This is a genomic window from Negadavirga shengliensis, assembly GCF_042652345.1.
GTDB classification, from domain to species: domain Bacteria; phylum Bacteroidota; class Bacteroidia; order Cytophagales; family Cyclobacteriaceae; genus Negadavirga; species Negadavirga shengliensis.
The window spans coordinates 261,154-282,564 of the sequence record NZ_JBHSJJ010000005.1 but is presented as its reverse complement, the minus strand read 5'-3'; the positions used below and the strand labels follow the sequence as shown (position 1 = coordinate 282,564).

At 44.2% G+C, this 21,411-nt stretch carries 15 protein-coding genes; 8 read left to right on the top strand and 7 right to left on the bottom strand.

Features of this window, described 5'->3' with window-relative positions; all coding sequences use genetic code 11:
- Positions 1 to 14: 14 nt before the first annotated feature.
- Positions 15 to 620: a hypothetical protein gene (locus ACFPFU_RS11085; protein WP_377064458.1), complete on the bottom strand. Its 606-nt coding sequence runs from the start codon at positions 618 to 620 to the stop codon at positions 15 to 17.
- Between the two features lie 258 nt (positions 621 to 878).
- On the opposite strand from ACFPFU_RS11085, the gene ACFPFU_RS11080 reads away from it, so the two are divergent.
- From ACFPFU_RS11080 to nagB, 4 genes are all read left to right on the top strand, one after another.
- Positions 879 to 2,015: a BamA/TamA family outer membrane protein gene (locus tag ACFPFU_RS11080; RefSeq protein ID WP_377064457.1), complete on the top strand. Its 1,137-nt coding sequence runs from the start codon at positions 879 to 881 to the stop codon at positions 2,013 to 2,015.
- 92 nt (positions 2,016 to 2,107) lie between these two features.
- On the top strand, positions 2,108 to 2,728 hold the full coding sequence (locus tag ACFPFU_RS11075; protein ID WP_377064455.1) for a class I SAM-dependent methyltransferase: 621 nt from the start codon (positions 2,108 to 2,110) through the stop codon (positions 2,726 to 2,728).
- A 76-nt stretch (positions 2,729 to 2,804) separates the two neighbouring features.
- Positions 2,805 to 3,428, top strand: a complete 624-nt coding sequence (locus ACFPFU_RS11070) for a trimeric intracellular cation channel family protein (RefSeq protein WP_377064453.1) — start codon at positions 2,805 to 2,807, stop codon at positions 3,426 to 3,428.
- A gap of 69 nt (positions 3,429 to 3,497) precedes the next feature.
- Positions 3,498 to 4,220: a glucosamine-6-phosphate deaminase gene (nagB, locus tag ACFPFU_RS11065; protein WP_377064452.1), complete on the top strand. Its 723-nt coding sequence runs from the start codon at positions 3,498 to 3,500 to the stop codon at positions 4,218 to 4,220.
- 30 nt (positions 4,221 to 4,250) lie between these two features.
- Here the strand turns inward: nagB and ACFPFU_RS11060 are convergent, their stop codons facing one another.
- Entirely contained in the window at positions 4,251 to 7,259 is a 3,009-nt protein-coding gene (locus tag ACFPFU_RS11060; protein WP_377064451.1) for a PAS domain S-box protein, read from the bottom strand.
- 160 nt (positions 7,260 to 7,419) lie between these two features.
- Positions 7,420 to 8,532 (bottom strand): aspartyl protease family protein, encoded by a 1,113-nt coding sequence (locus ACFPFU_RS11055; RefSeq protein ID WP_377064450.1) that lies wholly within the window; start codon positions 8,530 to 8,532, stop codon positions 7,420 to 7,422.
- 354 nt (positions 8,533 to 8,886) lie between these two features.
- On the opposite strand from ACFPFU_RS11055, the gene ACFPFU_RS11050 reads away from it, so the two are divergent.
- Positions 8,887 to 9,357, top strand: coding sequence for a Fur family transcriptional regulator (locus ACFPFU_RS11050; protein WP_377064448.1), 471 nt, complete (start codon positions 8,887 to 8,889; stop codon positions 9,355 to 9,357).
- Positions 9,358 to 9,631: 274 nt separating this feature from the next.
- On the opposite strand, the gene hflC is transcribed toward ACFPFU_RS11050, so the two are convergent.
- From hflC to ACFPFU_RS11035, 3 genes are all read right to left on the bottom strand, one after another.
- Positions 9,632 to 10,570: a protease modulator HflC gene (gene hflC / locus ACFPFU_RS11045; RefSeq protein WP_377064446.1), complete on the bottom strand. Its 939-nt coding sequence runs from the start codon at positions 10,568 to 10,570 to the stop codon at positions 9,632 to 9,634.
- The gene (gene hflK, locus ACFPFU_RS11040) at positions 10,567 to 11,544 is read right to left on the bottom strand and encodes an FtsH protease activity modulator HflK (protein ID WP_377064444.1); all 978 of its coding nucleotides are present in this window, start codon (positions 11,542 to 11,544) and stop codon (positions 10,567 to 10,569) included. The genes hflC and hflK overlap by 4 nt, the downstream gene beginning before the upstream one ends.
- 80 nt (positions 11,545 to 11,624) lie before the next feature.
- Positions 11,625 to 12,203: a cytochrome c oxidase subunit 3 gene (locus tag ACFPFU_RS11035; RefSeq protein WP_377064442.1), complete on the bottom strand. Its 579-nt coding sequence runs from the start codon at positions 12,201 to 12,203 to the stop codon at positions 11,625 to 11,627.
- A 260-nt stretch (positions 12,204 to 12,463) separates the two neighbouring features.
- Here ACFPFU_RS11035 and mfd point away from each other — a divergent pair, with 260 nt between their 5' ends.
- From mfd to ACFPFU_RS11020, 3 genes are all read left to right on the top strand, one after another.
- Positions 12,464 to 15,811 (top strand): transcription-repair coupling factor, encoded by a 3,348-nt coding sequence (gene mfd / locus ACFPFU_RS11030; protein WP_377064440.1) that lies wholly within the window; start codon positions 12,464 to 12,466, stop codon positions 15,809 to 15,811.
- A 205-nt stretch (positions 15,812 to 16,016) separates the two neighbouring features.
- Complete coding sequence (gldJ, locus tag ACFPFU_RS11025; RefSeq protein ID WP_377064438.1) at positions 16,017 to 17,234, top strand: gliding motility lipoprotein GldJ; 1,218 nt, start codon at positions 16,017 to 16,019, stop codon at positions 17,232 to 17,234.
- Positions 17,235 to 17,417: 183 nt separating this feature from the next.
- The gene (locus tag ACFPFU_RS11020; RefSeq protein ID WP_377064436.1) at positions 17,418 to 20,222 is read left to right on the top strand and encodes a YCF48-related protein; all 2,805 of its coding nucleotides are present in this window, start codon (positions 17,418 to 17,420) and stop codon (positions 20,220 to 20,222) included.
- Between the two features lie 30 nt (positions 20,223 to 20,252).
- Here ACFPFU_RS11020 and prfA read toward each other — a convergent pair whose 3' ends face one another.
- Complete coding sequence (gene prfA / locus ACFPFU_RS11015; RefSeq protein WP_377064434.1) at positions 20,253 to 21,329, bottom strand: peptide chain release factor 1; 1,077 nt, start codon at positions 21,327 to 21,329, stop codon at positions 20,253 to 20,255.
- Positions 21,330 to 21,411 lie beyond the last annotated feature (82 nt).

Below are 21,411 nucleotides of genomic sequence, written 5' to 3'. Positions count from 1 at the left end.
GGGGTCAAAAAATTTCAATTAACGGATAATGCGTGGATTGTGATGCGGGAAACGGACCAGCTTTCGTCGCATTTTGGATCTGCTGCGTTTTCCTGTTTCAGCCCGTCCCCCATAAGAATGCTAACCTGCCCCCCTCTATGTCTCACCAGTTTATTGATTTCATATTTGGAAGTATGATTGGGTATACCCTCATATTGACATCTTCCAGGCAGGTCGGTCTGGACCGCTCCTGATTTTGGTTCAAATTGGCGCACATAGTTTTCAGGATAGGACTGGTATAGACAATAAAGGGATTCACAAATTGAATTGGAAAAAGTGGTTCTCATGATCTCATGTCCGTCTACCTGCAGGTACCAGAAATCGGGTCCGCCAATATTGTATGAATTTCCGTCCCAGCTATCATGGGCCAACAGCTCGATGGTAATCCGCAATACATTGTGGGGAGGGAGTTGATCCAGGCTAAAAGTAACTTCCTCGTTGTGAAAAGGCCCGAGGACGGTATCCCCGTCAAATTCAAACCACTGAACATTATCAATTCCGGAAAAATCAAGTTCTTTAAAATTCCTTGAATGGATCAACCGCTCGCTTTGGAGGTTTTCCATACAGGAACTAAACAGCATAAACAAGGGGATAATACCCCAATACACAGAATTAAATCTTCCCACCCTCGTCATAAACATAAAATTCCTTTTTCTTTCTTGGGATTAGAAATATTTAAATTTTCATTAGAATAATTCAAAATAAAAGATTAATTCTGATTAAACAAAGCACGGATACCAAAATATCGTTTTTTTAACTAAACAGTTATGGGGGTTCTCTACATAATTAGCTTTTTGTTTAAGGAAAAGATTGATTTTAATACTATCTTCGCCCCCTACATGAAAAGGATATTATTTTTTTCGCTGACCTTATTCGGCATGACCCTCCAGGTGTGGGCTCAGATGGAGAGCGAAAGCCGAAATAAAGGATTTATAGAAGGACTATTTGACACCGCGGATGAAGTGATCGGTTTTATCAGCAGAGACAAATGGACTTTTATACCCGCGATAACGTACGCCCCCGAAACCAGCCTTGGGCTAGGGGCAAGGGCCATAAAGGTCTTCAGGCACCAAAACGCGGAGGATTCTTTGACCCGTCCTTCAACTTTACCTATTACTTTTTTATATACGTTAAATAGACAGGCATTCCTTACGGGCGAACTCAATTTATGGAAAAGTGAAAACAACGCCTATCTGAACGCAAGGGTTGAATTGGCTGATTTCCCCTTTAAGTTCTCCGGGATTGGGGAAAATGTCGGGGAGATGCAGGACGAACTTTATGCTACCCGCTACTTCTATTTTCACATCAATTATGAAAAAAGAATTGCTCCCGGAATCTATATCGGTCCAAGGTACGAGTTTAGGGCCGATGATATCTATGAAAAAGAGACGGGAAAAATGCTGGATAGCGGTCATATACCCGGCAGTGACGGCCAAAGATTATCCGGCATTGGAATGGTCCTGAACTATGACACAAGAGACAATATATTCCAACCCGCAAACGGAGCTTTCCATCAGGCTTCATATATGGGATTTCATTCCGCTTTGGGCAGCAATTTTTCCTTCAGCCAATATGTGTTGGATTTTCGTAAATACCTGACTGTCCGACCGTCCCACGTTTGGGTGGGCCAGGCTTGGTTCAGTTTTACCTCCGGCGATGCTCCATTCCAGCACATTTCCCTGATCGGTGGCAGTGATGTCATGAGGGGCTACTTTGAAGGACGATTCAGGGATCGTCATGCCATGGCCTATCAGACAGAATACCGCCTACCCGTCCACCGAAATCTTGGCCTCGTTTTATTCGGAAGTGCCGGTCAGATCAGTCCGGACCTTTCGGGATTCAGGTGGGGAAAATTTCGATACGGTGGGGGTGTAGGTTTCAGGTATAAGCTGAATGATGACGGGTTAAACATTCGACTGGATATCGCCGTTGGGGACCAAAAAGCCTTTTATTTCGGACTTAATGAAGTTATCTGAGGTGGTTCAAAAATCTATCCATTGTCTAGTGGAGGTTAAAAAACCATTTCAGGCTTAGTGCGATATCGGTTACATTGACTATATTGGATGATATGGATATCAAATCGCTTAACCGGTTACTGGGTAACATAGACCTCTATCTGCTGGACCTTATTTTGAAAGGCAGGTTTGATAAATCCACTAAAATCCTGGATGCTGGGTGTGGTGAAGGCCGGAATACCCACTATTTTATCCAGGAAGGTTATAGCATATACGGCATCGATAAAAGCCCATCAGCCATAAAGATGGCACGGGCGTATGCGACAACCCTTTCTCCAGCTTTTGACCCGCTACGGTTTCAGGTTGCCCCGGTAGAAGATCTGCCGTTCCATAACGGTGCTTTCGATGCTTTGCTCAGCAGTGCTGTGATGCATTTTGCCACAGACACCGTGCATTTCCACCGGATGTTGGACGAGCAAATGCGGGTACTCGTGCAGGGAGGTATTTTTTGGCTCAGGATGTGTACTGATGCGGATGGGCTTTTTAAGGAGATGGAGCATCTGGAAAACGGAAGGGCTCTTCTTCCGGACGGGTCAGAGCGTTTTATTTTAACAAATGCCCTCCTGGAAGAGCTCATGAAAAAACACCATCTTCATTTTGTCGAACCGCCAAAATCCGTTTTGGTACATGGTTTAAGGGCCATGGGGGTATTTTTGTTCAAAAAAGAAAAATAAAAGATTAACCTGAACCTCTCCTGAAATCGGCAGAAGCCATTAACTTCGCATCAAAATTTCAAATGCCCCTATCTTTATGAATTTGCAATATGCTTTAGAATTGGCCGGAACATTCGTATTTGCCATATCAGGGGCTTTGGCGGTTCAGGACCGCGAACATGATTTATTCGGTGCAGGATTTACGGGCTTCATCACGGCCATAGGCGGCGGGAGTCTTAGGGATATTTTGTTGGGAGCATATCCTTTGGTGTGGATAGGAAATGTGAATTTTCTTTATGCCATTTTCGCGGGCATTGTCACCACTTTCCTTTTTTTCAGGTTCGTGGCCAAATTGCGCCGTACCTTGTTCTTTTTTGACACATTGGGAATTGGTTTTTTCACTATTCTCGGTGTAGAAAAAGCGCTCGGCCTTGGCTTTAGGCCGGAAATAGCGGCCATTATGGGGATGTTCTCCGCTGTCATGGGCGGTGTCATAAGGGATACGTTAACCAATGAAATCCCTATCCTGTTCCGGAAGGAAATTTACGCTTCTGCCTGCCTGGCAGGCGCAGTGGTTTATCTTGCTTTAAACCATTGGGGTATGGAAAGGGATTACAACCTCTTACTTTCCATAAGCATCATCATCACCATAAGATTGTTGGCTGTGAAATACAAACTAAGCCTTCCCGGTCTGGGGCAACACCCAAAAAGAAACGGTTGAATAGCCTGGAAAAAAACATATCGGTATATATTGTTAAATTCTAATTTGATTGTCTTAATAAAGAAAGAAATGCAGATCGTTACTCACAAAAACTCCGAAAAGGTATACGAGGCAGTGACAAAAGAAATTACAGAAGCCACAAAGTCCAATCCCCATATTGTACTGGGCCTGGCCACCGGCAGCACACCAGTGGGAATCTATGCCAGAATGGTAAAAGAGCATAGGAGCGGCGGTACAGATTACAGCAACGTCACTACTTTTAACCTGGATGAGTATGAGGGATTGGCAGGAAATCATCCCAGCAGCTACCGCTATTTCATGAACGACCATTTGTTTAATCACCTGAATATTCTCTTAAAAAACACCCATGTCCCGGCCGGCACCGGGGATCTGGCAGCAGCGTGTGAGGAATATGAAAAAGCTATCGAAAAAGCAGGGGGGATAGATATTCAGCTTTTGGGGATAGGGGCTAACGGACATATAGGTTTTAACGAACCAGACACCCCTTTCGACACCAAGACCCATATCGCCTACCTTGCAGAAGAAACCATACAGTCTAATGCAAAGTTTTTTGCGGACGGCCAAAGCGTGCCTTCCAGGGCTGTCACCATGGGGATCAGTACCATCATGAAAGCAAAGAGAATAATTTTAGTGGCTTTGGGAAAGAGCAAGGCTGAGGCTGTGCAAAAAACCGTCGCCGGTCCGGTGACCGAGCGTCATCCTGCCTCTGTACTTCAAAGACATCCCCATGTCACCCTGTATCTGGATGAAGACGCTGCTTCATTGTTATGATGTGGTCATAAGCTTATAAGGAGGGGGAAGTCACCGGAAATCAGCACTTTCGTTCCGAATCAAGTTTCTCAAGTAAATCTTAAAAACGGTCCCCTTCCCCACTTCACTTTCAATGGTTATTTTTCCGTCATTGGCCCTGATCTGTTCCCTGACCAGATAGAGCCCCAGCCCTTTACCCTCCACGTGGTTGTGAAACCTTTGGTACAGCCCGAAAATTCTGTCACCATACCTTTCGAGGTCCAGTCCGATCCCGTTGTCTTCAAACCGGATCACGCAGTAATCATTTTCTTTATAGGTGGTGATCCACATCTCAGGCATCCTATCCGGATGTCTGTATTTCACCGAATTGGTCATAAAATTCATGAAGAAATTCTCCATATGCGCATACACATAATTCATTTCCTCAAGTGCCCTAAAGTCTTTATGGATGATGGTCCCGGCTTCCCTTAGCTGATTAAAAAGACTTTTTTCGATATTGTTCAGCAGCGACCGGAAATTAATCAGTTCTACCTTAGGGATTTTCTGTTTTTTGATAGACACCACCTCTATCAGATCCTGAAGTGTGGTGTTTAACAGATTGGTGGATATTTTTAGATTTTCTATCACCTCGCTGTTTTCCGGATTGTCGGGATTGGCTTCATCATATAAATCCAGTAGCAGGGATATATTGACAATCGGGGCTCTCAAATTATGGGAAACGATGTAGGCGAACCGTAACAATTCCTCATTATGGGATTTGAGATCTTTGATGAGTTTTTCCCTTTCCGACTCCAGCTTTTTGGCTTGGGTGATGTTCTGTTTTACCAATAAAATCCTATCCACCTCACCCTCATTATTCACCAAAGGAACACCTATTTTAAGGTATTTTTGATTTTTATAGGAGATTTCGTACGTCACCATTTCCCCTGCCAATACCCTATCAAGGTGAGATCGGGCGATATCATAATTCTCCCCTCCCTCATATTGATCCAAGTGACGGGTACCTATCAGCGCTTTGGGTTCAATACCCATCCGCCGGTACTCCTTACCTTCAGTGTAAATATACCTCAGGGACTTGTCCAACACATCAATTGTGCCTCTTGGAAAATTTTCGGCAATGCATCGATACAGTTGCTCCGATTCGATCAGTTTCTTTTCTGATAATGTCCGGTCAGTAATATCATCCACAAAGACCACATAAGATATCTGGTTTTTCTTCCCGTATTTGATCCTGGTAAAAGATATTTTTAATTCCCGGAATTCATTGTTTCCGGTCTTTAAAAGATAATAATCGGTTTTTTTTCTTGAAGAGGAAGCCTCTTTGATGATATCCGCCAGCGTATGGTTCCTGTCGTTTTTTGCAAGAACCGTGGCCAACAGTTTACTCTTGCTCTTCAAATTGAAAACAGGCAGGGTATTTTCGTTGATCAGGGTGATCTCCAATTTATGATTTACAGCGAATATCCCATAATCTGTACCGTTGAGGATGGCATCATGCATATAGTTGGTTTCTACCAGAGATGCTTCATATCTGAACCGGTGCAACTCCAATGCTATCCAGTCTCCCAATATCCGGAAAAGTCCCTTGTATAAATTTTCATCTACAATAGGCTTTGTGTCAAAAAAACAAAGCATTCCTATTTTTTCCCCGCCCTTGCTGACAATATTTACAGCGATAAATGAGGTGATTTTTTTCCTCTCCAGAAAGCCATTGACTGGAAAACGACAGTGAAAATCCGCCTTCACCATGAAAAAATTATCCTGCTCTTTCGTAAAAGATTCTTTTTCATCCTCTAAAAAACGCTGCCAATTGGATATGTCTTTGCTTATCAGTTTTCCTTTATGGCTCAATGAAATGATATCTATTGATCCCGGCGTTTCATCATAGTTGCCTATCACCCCATAAGCCAATCCCAGTTTTTGGGTCAATAGTTTCACCACATGATCAAAAAAAGACTTGTCCTTATAGAGTGTGGAAATCTCTGTGATCTTATGAAGTATATCCTGGATAAATTCTTTTTCTGACAGCTCCCTGATCTGCCCTTCTTTTTCCTTCAGGCTCTCTTCGGCTTCTTTCAGCTCGGAAATATCATTGATCATTCCAATAATGACCTTTTCTCCTATAGATAGATTGAAAAAGGTCTTAACGGTATTTCTGACATATATATATCTGCCGGATCGGTGTCTAACCCTGTACAGGTTTTCATAAGCTTCCTGGGTATGATCATCTTCTTTTAGGATGGTTTCAAAATGCTGTTGATCGTCAGGATGGATAAGCTCCATCCAGTCCCAAACAGAATACCGCTTAAATACAGCATCCTCATAACCCAGCAATTCCGAAATGGCACCGGACCACACAATTTCACCGCTTTTTGGAAGGTATTCAAAATAAATAATACCCAAAATCCTGTCCGTAATGCTCAGCATTTCCCCTTCCACCACATTGGGCACTCCCTTATTTTGGCCCTCTTTTCTCAGTTCCAAAAGCTGATAGCCATTTCCCAGACAGACGCTTTGTAATCGGAGAGCACCTGGATATATTTCAATACTAAAAGGCTTTTTTGATTCGAGTTTTTCCAAAATCCCTTTGGCGCCTGGAAACCTGTACTTTTTGGCTAAATGATGCACCAACTCAATCTTGTTTTCAAGTTTGGTTAAAGTATGGTTATCCGCACAGGTTCCCAATGTTTCCTTCTGATTATGGATGATCCAGGATGCCTGGAGATGGGGCAGGTTAGTCGGAATAATGATGGCATTGACCAAGTAGGTATTGTCTTCCTGAGAAATGGTATAACCTTCGACCCTCACCCATTGGAATACGTCTTCCTCAATGAAAAGCGGGACTTCCATATTTAAGCCCTTGCCCAGATTGGCAAACAGTGTTTCAAAAAAAGGCCGTTCTACCGTAGGAAACACCCTGTCAAAAAATGTGGCATGGTAGAATTTTTCATGCCGCTTCAGCAGATGTAAGACATCCTTAGATATATATAAGATTTCGTACGTTTCTTTGTCGTACTTTTTAAAAGTAAGAAGTAATTTTTTAAAACTTTTATCAAACATAATTGCCATTCCCAACTTAAAGTATTAGCAAACCCACAGAAACAATGGTGATTAAAATTAACACAGTTTATAGATTTCCAATAATAATTAATGCTTAACGCATGCTACTCCCTCATATGTGGCCGATAAATCATGTATCTGCCGTGAATCGGGGATACCTTCATAGCTGCTGCTCCAGCACAAACGTTATTTTGCGTAAGCTGCCGGTAGCTTCATCCCCGTCCTTCCTTCTCAACAACTCTAAGCTGATCACTTTCCCTTCTTCTGAACGGAACAGCTCGGAGATATCGCTCAAATTCCAAAAAACCGCCGGAATTTTATTGATAGAAATTATTTCATCATATAACTCTACCCCTTGTTTTGCGGCGGGAGATCCTTTTCTTACCTGGCTGACATAGAATCTTTTCTCATCTGCCGAATACATCCTGACCATAAGCCCACTCATATCGTATTTGAATTCATTGCTGAATTTCCCTCCTTTTTTAAAGAGCATACGCTCCCGCGGGTAATCCAGGATGATTTTGATTCTGTTTAACAGATCAGAGCCCAAACTTCCCTGCCTTCCCGTTTCGATGATCACATCTGAAAATTCCGTCTCCTCCGGATAGGAGGTAATGACATTTCTGAATTTGAGCCCATCAATACTCACCCTCCTGACCCGCCCTACAAAACCGAATAAGTCTCCCCCCAAAGATCTCCCCAAGTCACTTTCCAGTATCAAAGGGGGAAGCACTATGTCTTCAGAGGTTTCCCTGTTCAGCAATAGCCCGTGATTGGCTCCTGTATCTATCAACAGCTTGGAATCAAAATTAGGGCCTTTGGTTTGGCGGATTTCGGTCTGAATATAGGGTTTGTTGCCGATGAGTTCCATGTCCACCTTTCTGTATCCAAACGGCCTCCACCTAAAAGCGCTCCGCCTGTAAAAAGAAAGAACCATATTGTCATAATCTATTTTAATGGGGTTATTTTTGAAAAACTCATGCCCTATCACACCATAAACAGGCACCCCTATTACTTTCTCCAGCTCTAAAAAATCCTCATCCAAAACCAAAATAGCCTGGAATATCCCCTCTATGGGCCCCATATCAAAATTGTTGTTGGGAGACACAGAAGCACTGAGCACCGTTCTTCCATCCGCCCCCACCAGGTTGAGTTGCCGGGTATATTCCATTCCCAGTCCATCGGCAATGGTTTTGCTAAAAAAAATATTGGACTTGACCCCGGTATCAAACAGGAAATTGACTTCTGGGCCCCCATTGATGGAAACGGGCATTATGATTAAACTATTCGCATCTAAAAAGGGAAGCTTAATCTTCCTTTTATCCTCCTTCATGTAAAATCCGGGAACCTGGGCCTTAGATAAGGACAAACAGAAAAATAATAAAGATATAAGGATAAACTTCGATTGTAAATGCATGAATAAGCTCGTCGTCGATTTTGTTGCATTAATATATAAAATAAATCTGAGTAGAATACTTTTATTATCTTTTCTTTGGCGAAGATTATCCAACCGGTCTTATTTTTTATTTAGAAAGATTGAAAATAACATTTGACAGCCGATTCAGGGAGGGCCTCAGTTTGATAAATCTAAAAAATGCTGCATCTTTAATCTTTAGAATTGAGAAATATGGCGGACAGTTCGATAATTGAAAAAGCAAAAAAAATATTTGAAAATTACCTCATTCGTCAGGGAAGCCGTAAAACACCGGAAAGGTTTTCAGTTATAGATGAATTATATGCGCTCCCTCAAGACGAACACATTGACGTGGAAGGCTTGTTTTTATTGATGAGAAATAAAGGTTATTCTATCAGCAGAGCGACTATCTACAATACGCTGGACCTCCTCGTGGAATGTGGTCTTGCGGTAAAACATCAGTTTAAAGACAAAGTGGCCCTTTACGAACAGGCCCTTACCTATAAACACCACGATCACTACGTATGCAACCAGTGCCGGAAAATAAAAGAATTTTCGGATGAAAGAATCAACCTGATCAAAGATGCAATGGGCAAGGAGTTCATATCCAAAATCACCAGTCACTCGCTTGTCCTATATGGCGACTGTCAGATTCCCAACTGTGAAAACCTCCAGGTAATCTAAAAAGCGGGGTACGCTGTTGGCTCTGCAAAGGGGCATCGGCCATTTATCACTCTTTAGCCAAGTTAACCCATTTGATCAAGATGCTTCCCTAAATGGCAGAAAACTGTAAATCCGATTCCTGACAAATTATCTCCCTTTCGCAAAAAAAACCTTCAACGTAAACCACGCGGAAAAAGGGGAGCGGACACAAGTAAACAACACTTCGCCGCACCCTCCCCTTATTAATTTTTCATTGTATGGAAATATAGGCTTTCAGTACCTTATTGAATCAATGCTACTGCAATCTTTTCAAATATTGGAAAAATTCACTGTCAGATGACAGCACAATGCTGGTTTTGTCATCCATTGATTTTTCGAAAGCTTCCATGGTTCTCAAAAACTTATACAGTTCCACTGCCTGCCGGTTTCTATTATAGGCCGCCGCATACACGTCTGTGGCTTCAGCATCTGCCCTGCCCCGGATTTCCTCCGCTTCCCTGGCGGCCTCCGATTGGATCTGAGCCAAATCCCTTTCTTTGTTTCCCTGGATCACCCTGGCTTCGCCCTGTCCTTCTGATCTGAACTGGTCAGCTATCCGGTTCCGTTCACTGATCATTCTGTCATACACCCTATCCCTTACTTCATCCACATAATTCATCCTTTTAAAACGGAAATCCAGAATCCTGACCCCTAAGTCAGAAGTCCGGTCATTGGCTTTCTCCAAAATGATCTTCTCAATGGCAGCCCTGCCCACAGAAATGTCTTCCAGCACCTCAATTTCCTCCATAAACTCCTCCGTTACCTCAGGATCCCTATTGGTAGACCTCACCAGATCCAACAGCTCATTGCTGGCAATAGCATTTCGGGTTTCTCCATCCAATATATCATCCAGCCTGGACTGGGCAGAACGCTCGTCCCTTAACCGGATAAAAAACTGAAGCGGATTGGTTATCTGCCAGCGGGCATAGGTATCTACAAATATAAACTTCTTGTCTTTGGTAGGCACCTGGTTTTTATCACCGTCCCATTCCAGGTATCTTTTATCAAAAAACTGAACTTTATGGATGAAAGGCGTTTTAAAATTCATGCCGGGTGTGGTCCGCGGCTCTCCCACCGGTTTTCCAAACTGCGTCACGATGGCCTGTTGTGTTTCATCCAAAATAAATAGGGAATTGCTTAAAATGATCAAAATGAGCGCCCCGAGTACGATGTATCCTATTCTGTTCTTTTTCATTGTTGGGGTGTTTTTTGCTGGGGATTGAGATTCAAAAGCGGCAGCACATTGCTGCCCCTCTCATCAGTGATGACCTTGTTTCCTATTTTTGGGAGGATTTTTTCTATCGTTTCCAAATAAAGCCGCTGTTTGGTCACCTCCGGTGCTTTCACATAGGCCTCAAAAATAGAATTAAATCTGTCTGCCTCTCCCCTGGCCCGGTTCACCCGGTTCAGTGCATAGGCCTCTGCCAATTGGATCGTCTCCCTGGCTTCCCCCCTGGCCCTTGGGATCACCCGGTTGTATTCGGCTTCGGCCTGGTTGATCAAGGTCTCCCGTTCCTGCTGGGCTTCGTTGACCGCATTGAAACTTGGCTTTACCGGCTCCGGGGGATTCACATCCTGCAATACCACCTGATCTATTCTGATCCCGTTTTCATACTCTTCGCACATCTCCTGCAGCAGTATTTCCACACTCGTAGCGATTTCCTGACGGCCTACAGTAAGCACCTCATTGACCGTTCTGTCTCCAACAATCTTCCTCATGGCCGCCTCCGACATATCACGCAGGGTCTTGTCCGCATTCCTCACCCGGAAAAGGTATTTATAGGAATCCACAATCCTGTATTGCACCACCCATTCCACGTCAGTGAGGTTCAGGTCCCCGGTTAACATCATGCTTTCATCCGAATATCCGGTTTTCACATACTCTGATCGCTGGGAAGGCGCAGAAGTCCGAAAACCAAATTCCTGCTTTAGCTGGCGCTGCACCGGTATCTTATACATGGTTTCCACAAAAGGAACGATAAAGTTCAATCCAGGCTGCACTGTCCTGTTATACTCTCCTAACTGGATGACCACCCCTTCCTCCTCGGGCCCTACCGTTTTTACCGCCATAAAAATAATCACCAAGCCAAATAACCCCAGTAAAATTTTGGCAAGGTATTTCCTTATCCAATCCGGGTTGATGTTGATTTCGTATTGATTGTCTGCCATATTTACTTTTTTGCTGCAATTTACGATTAAATAAATAACTTGTCAGGTCTATTTGTCAGGGTAAGGATCAAGCCCTTTGATCAAAACATCCAGATGAACAGTAAAAAAAGAAACAACCAAACAAAATCCATAAATTTCCAATAGGTAGAGAACAACTGGAATCTCATCCTGTCATAGGGATTGGAAAGCAATATAAGTTTTTTGACATGATCATTGCTGCACTTTTGAACATGGATGATCAGCATCAACGCAAAACCCATGGCTCCCACAAGATGAAAAATATGTATCCCGCTCAGCACGTATAAAAAACTGCCCGAAGGCAGTCCCCTAAAGTCTATCCCCATTTTTGAAAGCTCCATCCAGCCAAAAAACTGCAGGCCTGTAAAACATAACCCCAACAAAAAAGTACTTAGCAAGAAATTTTTCAGTTTCCGGGTATCGTCCTTAACGTAACTTGGAAGTATTTTGGAGGCAGTATAGGTACTTATAAGCAAAACGATGGAACTCAATACAAACGATCTGGGTATATTATACTGTGAATAGATTTCTTCATCCGGCTGAGACGCAATAAAAGCGGCCGCCATGAAAAGAAAAATCAGTCCGCTACCAAACATCCCCAAATAAACCAAGGTTTTGTAGGGATGCATGTTCTCCAACATTGAGAACCAGCGGTTTATATCCTTTTGTACCATATAATTATGATAATGCTATATTCTAAAACAAAATCCATCACTGATGGGGTTCATGCCGTGAAATCCTTTTATTATGGATACCGGTATATCCTGAAAGCCCACTCCCAAGCGTTGATATCTATAAGCCGGCAACGTCTTAATTATGTTGGCAATATCAGCCTTAAGGAAGGAATTTTCTAAATTGCGCCAAAAAAATACTTTCCCGAAAAATACAAACAAAAAATTAATTGGAGAAACAAGCATTTTTATCGCTTTACGAAAATGATCCATTCGTAAAAACCCTTGCTAACGACCTGAAATCCAGTACAGAAAAAACATTCCAGGTTAAAGGTATATCCGGTAGCCTTGATATGCTTTTATTAAATGCAGTATCCAAAATTGTGGGTGGTTTTCATGTAGTAATGGCTCATGATAAAGAGGAAGCCGCTTTTCTTAACAGCGATCTTCAGGCACTGGAGGGCACATACCCTTACTTTTTCCCTTCAAGCTACAAAAAACCCTATCATCATGAGGAAATCGATAATGCAAATGTCCTTCTGCGGGCCGAAATTCTCACTAAACTACTAAACCAGCCCACTGCTGGAAAGGTCCTGATCACTTATCCAGAGGCCATATATGAAAAAGTCATCAACCGCAGAAGCCTGAGAGAAAATACGTTCACTGCCAAAACAGGGGAACCGGTAGATCTCTCCTTTGTCGAAGAACTGCTCAGCACATACGGGTTCGAAAAAACAGATTTTGTATATGAAGCCGGTCAATTTGCTGTCAGAGGGGGGATCATAGATGTATTCTCCTATGCGAACGATCTCCCTTACCGGCTGGAACTCTTTGGCAAGGAGATTGACAGCATCAGGACCTTCGATCCCGAATCCCAGCTTTCCGTCGCGGCCGTTCAGGAAATCAGCATTATCCCCAACATCCAGACTAAGCTGCAACAGGAAACAAGGCAGTCACTGCCTGAATTTTTCCCGGAAGACACCTATCTGTGGTTTAAAGATTACAGTCATTGTGCGGGGATTTTGAATGAACTTTATGACAAAGCTTCCTTAAGTTTTCAAAATGCCGCGGAAAACACTGATAAAGGAAAAGTGCTTTTGTTGGAACCGGAAAAACTTTTTATCAACGCCAAAGATTTTGAAGAGAAAACCGGCCCTTATAAACGGATTGCCTTTGGCCACATATTTGAGCTGAAAGATGCCAAATCCTTTCAGTTTGATGTCCAACCCCAGCCATCCTTCAACAAGGATTTTGATCTTTTGGTGGAAAACCTCAATCAAAATGAGAGCAAGGGCTTTGTCAACATCATCTGCTCTGAAAGCGAAAAACAGATCGATAGGCTATTGAACATTTTTTCCGAACTGGATCCTACCCTCAAAGTTCAATCACTTTCCATCAGTCTGAGGGAAGGTTTTGTGGACCTCTCCCAAAAAATTGTCTGCTATACGGACCATCAGATATTCGAAAGGTATCACAGGTACAAAACTGCTCCCCGCACTTCCAAAACGAAGGCCATGACCCTCAAGGAGCTTAAAAGCCTCCACCCCGGGGATTTTATAGTCCATGTGGATTATGGGATAGGGAGGTTTGCGGGCCTGGAAAAAGTGGAAGTGAACGGCAAATACCAGGAAGCCATACGGCTTGTATTCAGGGACGATGATCTGCTGTACGTCAACATCCATTCCCTGCATAAGATTTCCAAATACAGCAGCCAGGAAGGCACGCATCCGACCATGTCCAAGTTGGGCTCGCCGGAATGGGACAACAAAAAGAAAAAAGTAAAAAGGAAAGTCAAGGACATTGCCAAGGATCTTATTCAGCTTTATTCCAAAAGGAAAGCCGCGCAGGGGCATCGGTTTTCTCAGGACAGCGTCCTCCAGGTTGAGCTGGAAAGCTCTTTCCTCTACGAGGATACGCCCGATCAGGCGGCTGCCACCATGGATGTCAAAAGTGACATGGAAAAGCCCTATCCTATGGATAGGCTGGTCTGTGGAGATGTGGGTTTCGGCAAAACCGAAGTGGCCATCCGGGCAGCGTTCAAAGCGGTCAATGACAGAAAACAAGTAGCTGTGCTTGTTCCCACCACCATCCTGGCCATGCAGCATTACCAGACTTTTAAAGACCGTCTTGGCAGCTTTCCTGTGGAAATCGCTTATATCAACAGGTTCAGGTCGACAAAAGAAACCAAGGAAATCATTCGTAAAGTCGCCTCGGGAGAAATTGACATCCTGATCGGCACCCACCGCATCGTCAATAAGGACATAAAGTTTAAAGATCTGGGTTTATTGGTGATCGATGAAGAACAGAAATTCGGCGTAAAGGTAAAAGATCAATTAAAAGAACTCAGGGTAAATGTAGATGTGCTGACCCTTACCGCTACTCCCATACCCCGTACCCTACATTTCTCCTTAATGGGGGCAAGGGATTTGTCTGTGATCGCAACCCCTCCTCCAAACAGGCAGCCTGTCACCACTGAGATGTATACTTTCCAGGAAGAAATCATCAGGGATGCCATCTCTTATGAAATCAGAAGGGGAGGACAGGTATTTTTTGTGCACAACAGGGTCGGGGAAATCGACACCATCGCCAACCTGATTTTGAAGCTTGTTCCTGATGCCAAAGTCATAGGAGCCCATGGCCAAATGGATGGCAAGAAGTTGGAAAAAATCATGATCGATTTTATTGAGGGCGAGTATGATGTTTTGGTCTCCACCAACATCATTGAATCAGGCTTGGACATCCCCAATGCCAACACCATTATCATCAACAGAGCCCATATGTTTGGACTGAGTGATCTTCACCAAATGAGGGGAAGGGTCGGCCGAAGCAACAAAAAAGCCTTCTGCTACCTGCTCACCCCCCCAACATCCACTCTTACCTCTGAATCCAGAAAAAGACTTCAGGCATTGGAGGAATTTTCTGACCTCGGAGATGGCTTCAAGGTGGCCATGCGGGATTTGGACATCCGGGGGGCCGGCAACTTATTGGGAGCTGAACAGAGCGGCTTTATTACCGATCTTGGTTTTGAGATGTACCATAAAATACTGGATGAGACCGTTCAGGAGCTAAAAGAAACGGATTTTTCCGAACTGTTTGAGATAGATCTTAAGGAAAAGGTGGCCCCGCTGGTACTGGATTGCATCATAGAAACAGACATGGAACTTCTCATCCCGGAAAGCTATGTCGGCAATATATCCGAGCGGCTTGGACTGTATTCAAAACTGGACAACATTCAGACCCAAGAGGAACTGAGCAGGTTCATCGGGGAAATGCGGGACCGGTTTGGGCCTATCCCCGAAAAAGTAACCGATCTCTTTGAGACGGTTGAGCTTCGGTGGATAGCCGAATCTCTTGGCTTCGAAAAACTGGTACTCAAAAACGGGCAAATGAAGTGCTACTTTGTGGCACCGGAAAAAGAATCCTATTTCCGCTCTCCTGTATTTTCCAACATTATCAAGTATATCCAGGATAAAGGGAAAAATTGTAAAATAAAAGAACACAAGAATCGTTTAATCCTTACCATAAAAGGGGTAAATACCATAGGAGCCGCAAAAGAATGGCTGAATCACATGAATTGACCTTTAAATTCCCATAAAAAAATGAAATTCTGTAAATTTTTCATATCCTATAATTCTGTTGTAGAATAATTGATTTTGCAGTTTTTCATGGAATTTTGTCATATTCAGTAAAATGGCAACGGTTTTGGTAGAAAAAGATTATTGTAATAATATATTAATGATTATATATTAGCGTTTTATTAGGACAAAAATAAATGCTTGTCGAATGAAATTGGGGAATTATAACTTTGGAATCAGCTTTTTGGCTTCTTTGGTAATCGCTGCCTTGCTGCTGTCATCCTGCGGGAATAAAAGCGGGAGAAGAACAGCAAGTAGCCCAGGCTCCTTCAGTGCATCCACTGGTGCGAAATACAATTTTAATGATAACGACACTACCAATTTTCAGGTCTTTAAGTTACCAAAAGAAGTGGTTGGCCCCAGATTGAAATTCATTCAGGGCGGCCGCGCGGTTTTAGGTTCCCAGGAACAGGATGTGATGGGATTCCGGGATAATATCGAAAGAACGGTTACCATAGCTTCTTTCTACATGGATGAGACTGAGGTGACGAACGTCGATTACAAGGAGTTCCTGTTTAACATGAAATCCCGGGTAAGCACTGATTCTGTTCTCAGGCTCGAGCCCAACGAGAAAGTTTGGGATGGCACCATGTCCTACAATGATGTTTATGCTACTTACTACTTCAGGTATCCCGGGTTCAATTTCTACCCAGTTGCCGGTGTGAGTTGGACACAGGCAAACGCTTATTGCCAATGGAGAACCATGTATGTGAATGAACTGAGCCGTGAAAAGAACAAACTGGATTCTGCCCTGTCCCAAGGTCAGCTGATAGAAAGAGGGGTTACTTTTCCTGCTTACAGGCTTCCTAATGAAGCTGAATGGGAATTTGCAGCCAAAGCCATGATCGGAACCCAATACATGGATGAAAACCAAGAGCACGGCAGGATCTACCCTTGGGATGGAAGAGGGCCCCGTAACCCTTATAATATAAAAAGAAAATCCAGACAAGGTGATTTTCTTGCCAACTTCAAAAGAGGAAGGGGTGACTATGCGGGTATTCCCGGAGGTATATCCAATGATGGTGAAATCATCCCCACCAATGTGTATGATTTCCCACCCAATGATTTCGGCTTGTACAATATGGCCGGAAACATGAATGAGTGGGTACAAGATGTATACAGACCTCTCTCCTTCCAGGATTTTGATGATTTGAACCCCCTGAGAAAGGATGGCACCTACGACGACGCCAACACATATAACACGACGCTGATAGATGACAATTTCAGGGTTTTTAAAGGAGGTTCATGGAGAGATGTAGCTTACTGGTTGTCCCCGGGAACCAGAAGATTTCTTCATCAGGACTCCTCTACCAATCATATAGGATTCAGATGTGCGATGATCGCTGTGGGTGGTAAAGACAGATAATCAAACACCTATTCATAAAACAAAAAAGGGGCTCAAGGCCCTTTTTTTATGCTTTTTTTTCAATTTGATCAACACATAATTGTATTTTGTCAAAAACCGGAATTATAAAATAAATTTTTGCTATTATATACTGATTTAAACATTATTTTTGTATCCATAAATTATTTGATATCAGGAGATTGTATGAAGAGGGTTTTACTTTTATGTTTCATCCTTTTTTGTGGATACCATCAGGTCATAGGGCAAAGTTGGAGACGGGTAGGCAGCTGGGGAAACACCTTTTCAGATATCCAGTGGATCAACAACCAAGTTGGGTACATTGCCGGAGAAAATATCATTCTCAAATCCATTGACAGCGGCCTCAGCTGGACGGAACTGGAATCCCCTACCAGAGAAAACATCCGCGCGTTCGTCTTTCTCACGGAAAACAGGGGAATATGCTTGGGAACAGCGGGTGAGGTTTTTCTAACAAGAAACGGAGGAGGCTCTTGGGAGGAAACGGTGTTGTCCGCCGGAGAGGAACTAAAAGCCATAACCGTTTTTGACACAAACAAAATATTGATTGCGGGAACGAACGGCACCTTGTTTTTATCCGATGACAGGGGGGATTCCTGGGAAAGACGGGATGCCCAAACCTCACATGACATTCATTCTCTTTTTTTTACCGGAGCCCATACAGGCTATGCGGTCACTTCTGCTTCCGAATTGATAAAAACCTCCGACGGCGGAGAAAATTGGGCAGTGTCTTCCACAGGATTTGGCGTTCCCCTTAATGACCTGCATTTCATCAACGATACGACAGGATATGCGGTCGGTAACGCGGGGAGCATCATCAAGACAGAAAACGCCGGAGAAAGCTGGCAATTCATCAACAGCGGGATAGACACAGACTTGACCAGGGTGGTCTTTCACCCCGACAATCCCTTGATTGGCATCATTGCCGGAAAAAACGGCACGATATTAAGAACAGCTAACGGTGGTCAAACCTTTGCAGGCATCGCCAGCAGGACCACGGAACCTATCCACGCTGTGGCTTTTCGGCCGCAATCCAACAATGTGTTTGCGGTGGCTTCCAGCGGATTCCTGATTTCCTCAACCAACAGTGGCAGCAGCTGGGCGGTCCGCCTTTCCGGCAGAGCCAATGATTATGCTGCCGTTCAGTTCACCACAGACCTACGGGGATACCTGGTAGGCAACCAAGGTTTGATCCTTCTTACCACAAATGGCGGCAATTCCTTCACAGACAGGTCCAGACCGATCGGGCTGCCATTCAATTCACTTTTCTTTGTCAACAATGCCACTGGGTATGCCGCGGGAAACAACGGTAATATCATCAGCACAACCAATTCCGGGGCAAACTGGACCACCTTGAATCCGGGCACCAACAGGAATATTCACGGCTTGTATTTCTTTAACGTCAATCACGGATATGCGGTAGGAAGCAGGGGCCTTATTACCAAGACCGAAAACAGGGGATTAAATTGGACCCCATTAATTTCGGGAGAAACGGAAATTGACCTCAAAGGGATCATCTTTTTTGATGAAGAAACGGGCTTGACCATTGGCGAAGAAGGGCTTATCCTGAGATCTTCGGACGGTGTTAAATGGGAGAGGATTGCTATTCCCACCGCTGAAGATTTCAATGCCATCCAAAAGCTGGATGATCAAACAGCGGTCATTGTGGGCAACAACGGCGTGGCATTCAAAACCAAGGACAAGGGTAGAACATGGCAAAAACTGGAACTCCCCTGGGATGCGGATTTCAACGATGTGGAGTTTTTGGATGAATCAGTTGGTTTTGTGGCGGGAACAAAGGGCCTGATCCTAAAAACATTTGACGGAGGGGACACCTGGGAGCGGCTGCCCACCGCTACCTTCCAACATTTTACCGGAATCAGCTTCGGGGACCTTAATGTAGGCTACGCGGTAGGGGAAAACGGCACCTTTTACCAATACACCTGTCAGGTACCGGAGGAAGTACCCGTCATATTCGGTGAAAGTAACATATGCCTCAGCCAGCAGATTTATTCTATACAAGGGACCGAGGAAGAAGGGACAACCTATGAATGGCGTGTGGACGGAGGTACGATTTTGGAAGGACAGGAATCTACAAGAATTGTGGTGAGGTGGGACCGGCCGGGAAGGAATGCGGTTATGGTTAGGGGCCAGAATAACTGTGGGAATGGATCCACCACCGCGCTGGAAGTAATCACTTCTGTCCAGCCTGACCAGCCTGCAGCCATCCAGGGAGAAGGCGTGGTGTGCCTCTCTTCTTTTGCTGATTACCGGGTGGATTCCATCCCTGGGACGGAATACATATGGCAGGCCACCGGAGGTGTGGTGCGTGGCGGACAAGGGACCCATAAAATCACCATCGAATGGACCAACCTGAAGGACCAAGCGATTTCAGTATATTCCCGCAATCCTTGCGGAACAGGCCCGGTAAGCGAGAAACCCATTCTGGTGATTACCACTCCTGCCCAACCTTCGGTAATCGAAGGACCAAACAAGGTGGGTATCCAGGAAGCGGATTATGAAGTAGTGGAGGAGCAGGATATCAATTACCAATGGCATGTGGGCGACGGCGGTAAAATCGTCAGTGGACAAGGCACATCTAAAGTACGCGTAAGCTGGGAAAAAGAGGGAGATCATGAGCTTAAAGTGACCCCCATGAATGCCTGCAATCAGGGAGAAAGCAGGATTCTTGAAGTCAACGTAAACCTGATCACCTCATTGGAGGAAAGAAACAGACCCGCTCAGATAAATATTTATCCAAACCCCTCAGCAGGAGATGTGTATATCAGTACCTTTGGCATCCCGGACATTCAGGAAATACTGGTATTCAGTACACAAGGTCAGAAAATCCGCGAAATCAAGCCGGAAAAGGATCAATATATATTCCAGATCCGTCAACTTCCCAAAGGGCTCTTCACCGTGATATTAAGAAGCAGGACATCAGAATATAAGAAAAAAATCATCATACAATAACATTCCCGTTACGGGTTTGCCACAGCGCTATCAACTGTCCATTCCCCCTTCTTTCATTTTTTCCGCATTCTCCGCAAACCTCAATGCGTTGATAAATTCGCCTATATTTCCCTCCATAACCTCATGCAAGTTGTATACGGTTTTGTTGATTCGATGATCAGTCACACGGCTTTGAGGATAGTTATACGTTCGGATCTTGTCCGACCGGTCTCCGCTACCTACCATGGATTTACGCTGGGCGCCCACGGCCTCATTGTGCTTGGCCAATTCTATTTCATAAATCCGGGACCGGAGGACTTTTAGTGCTTTTTCAAAATTTTTGATCTGTGATTTTTGATCCTGGCAGGTCACTACTATGCCGGTGGGCTCATGGGTAAGCCTGACAGCAGAGTAGGTGGTGTTTACGGACTGCCCACCCGGTCCTGACGAGCAATAAGTATCCTTTCGCACCTCATTCATATCGATCTGAACATCTACTTCCTCCATCTCCGGCAGTACAGCCACCGTAGCCGCTGAAGTGTGCACCCTCCCTTGGGTTTCAGTGGCCGGCACCCTTTGTACCCGGTGTACACCTGATTCATATTTCAGCATCCCATACACATCCGTTCCCGACACCGAACTGATAATCTCTTTATATCCGCCCGAAGACCCAAAAGTAAGATCAAGTACAGTAAGGTTCCAGCCCTGTTTTTCACAAAAACGCTCATACATCCTAAAAAGGTCTCCGGCAAAAATAGCGGCTTCATCCCCTCCCGTGCCGCTTCGGATTTCCAGGATGCAGTCTTTGGAATCATTGGGGTCTTTTGGAATCAACATCTTCCTGAGCTCTTCCTCCAGTTCCACCTGTTTTTCCCTTAGCTCTTCCAGCTCCAGCTTAGCCATCTCTCTGAAGTCGGGGTCCCTTTCCTTTTCCAAAATGGACTTGGTACTGCTTATATTATCCATGACAAGCTTATAGGCACCATATACCTGCACAATTTTCTCAAGGTCTTTGTACTCTTTGGATAATTTGGTGTACTTACCCATATCGGACATGGCATCCGGCTGGATAATCAGCTGGCTCACCTCTTCAAACCGCTCCTTTATCGCTTCCAGTTTATCAAGCATAGTTTACATTTTAGGAGTGCAAAATTAAGAAATTCCACGGATCATTTGGGTTTTATCCCCGGTCTTTTATGAGGTTTGCCGG

Coding starts and splice junctions, on each gene's coding strand:
- ACFPFU_RS11085 (WP_377064458.1), bottom strand. CDS start 620: ATGCTGTTTAGTTCCTGTATGGAAAACCTCCAAAGCGAGCGGTTGATC.
- ACFPFU_RS11080 (WP_377064457.1), top strand. CDS start 879: ATGAAAAGGATATTATTTTTTTCGCTGACCTTATTCGGCATGACCCTC.
- ACFPFU_RS11075 (WP_377064455.1), top strand. CDS start 2,108: ATGGATATCAAATCGCTTAACCGGTTACTGGGTAACATAGACCTCTAT.
- ACFPFU_RS11070 (WP_377064453.1), top strand. CDS start 2,805: ATGAATTTGCAATATGCTTTAGAATTGGCCGGAACATTCGTATTTGCC.
- nagB (WP_377064452.1), top strand. CDS start 3,498: ATGCAGATCGTTACTCACAAAAACTCCGAAAAGGTATACGAGGCAGTG.
- ACFPFU_RS11060 (WP_377064451.1), bottom strand. CDS start 7,259: ATGTTTGATAAAAGTTTTAAAAAATTACTTCTTACTTTTAAAAAGTAC.
- ACFPFU_RS11055 (WP_377064450.1), bottom strand. CDS start 8,532: ATGCCCGTTTCCATCAATGGGGGCCCAGAAGTCAATTTCCTGTTTGAT.
- ACFPFU_RS11050 (WP_377064448.1), top strand. CDS start 8,887: ATGGCGGACAGTTCGATAATTGAAAAAGCAAAAAAAATATTTGAAAAT.
- hflC (WP_377064446.1), bottom strand. CDS start 10,570: ATGAAAAAGAACAGAATAGGATACATCGTACTCGGGGCGCTCATTTTG.
- hflK (WP_377064444.1), bottom strand. CDS start 11,544: ATGGCAGACAATCAATACGAAATCAACATCAACCCGGATTGGATAAGG.
- ACFPFU_RS11035 (WP_377064442.1), bottom strand. CDS start 12,203: ATGTTGGAGAACATGCATCCCTACAAAACCTTGGTTTATTTGGGGATG.
- gldJ (WP_377064438.1), top strand. CDS start 16,017: ATGAAATTGGGGAATTATAACTTTGGAATCAGCTTTTTGGCTTCTTTG.
- ACFPFU_RS11020 (WP_377064436.1), top strand. CDS start 17,418: ATGAAGAGGGTTTTACTTTTATGTTTCATCCTTTTTTGTGGATACCAT.
- prfA (WP_377064434.1), bottom strand. CDS start 21,329: ATGCTTGATAAACTGGAAGCGATAAAGGAGCGGTTTGAAGAGGTGAGC.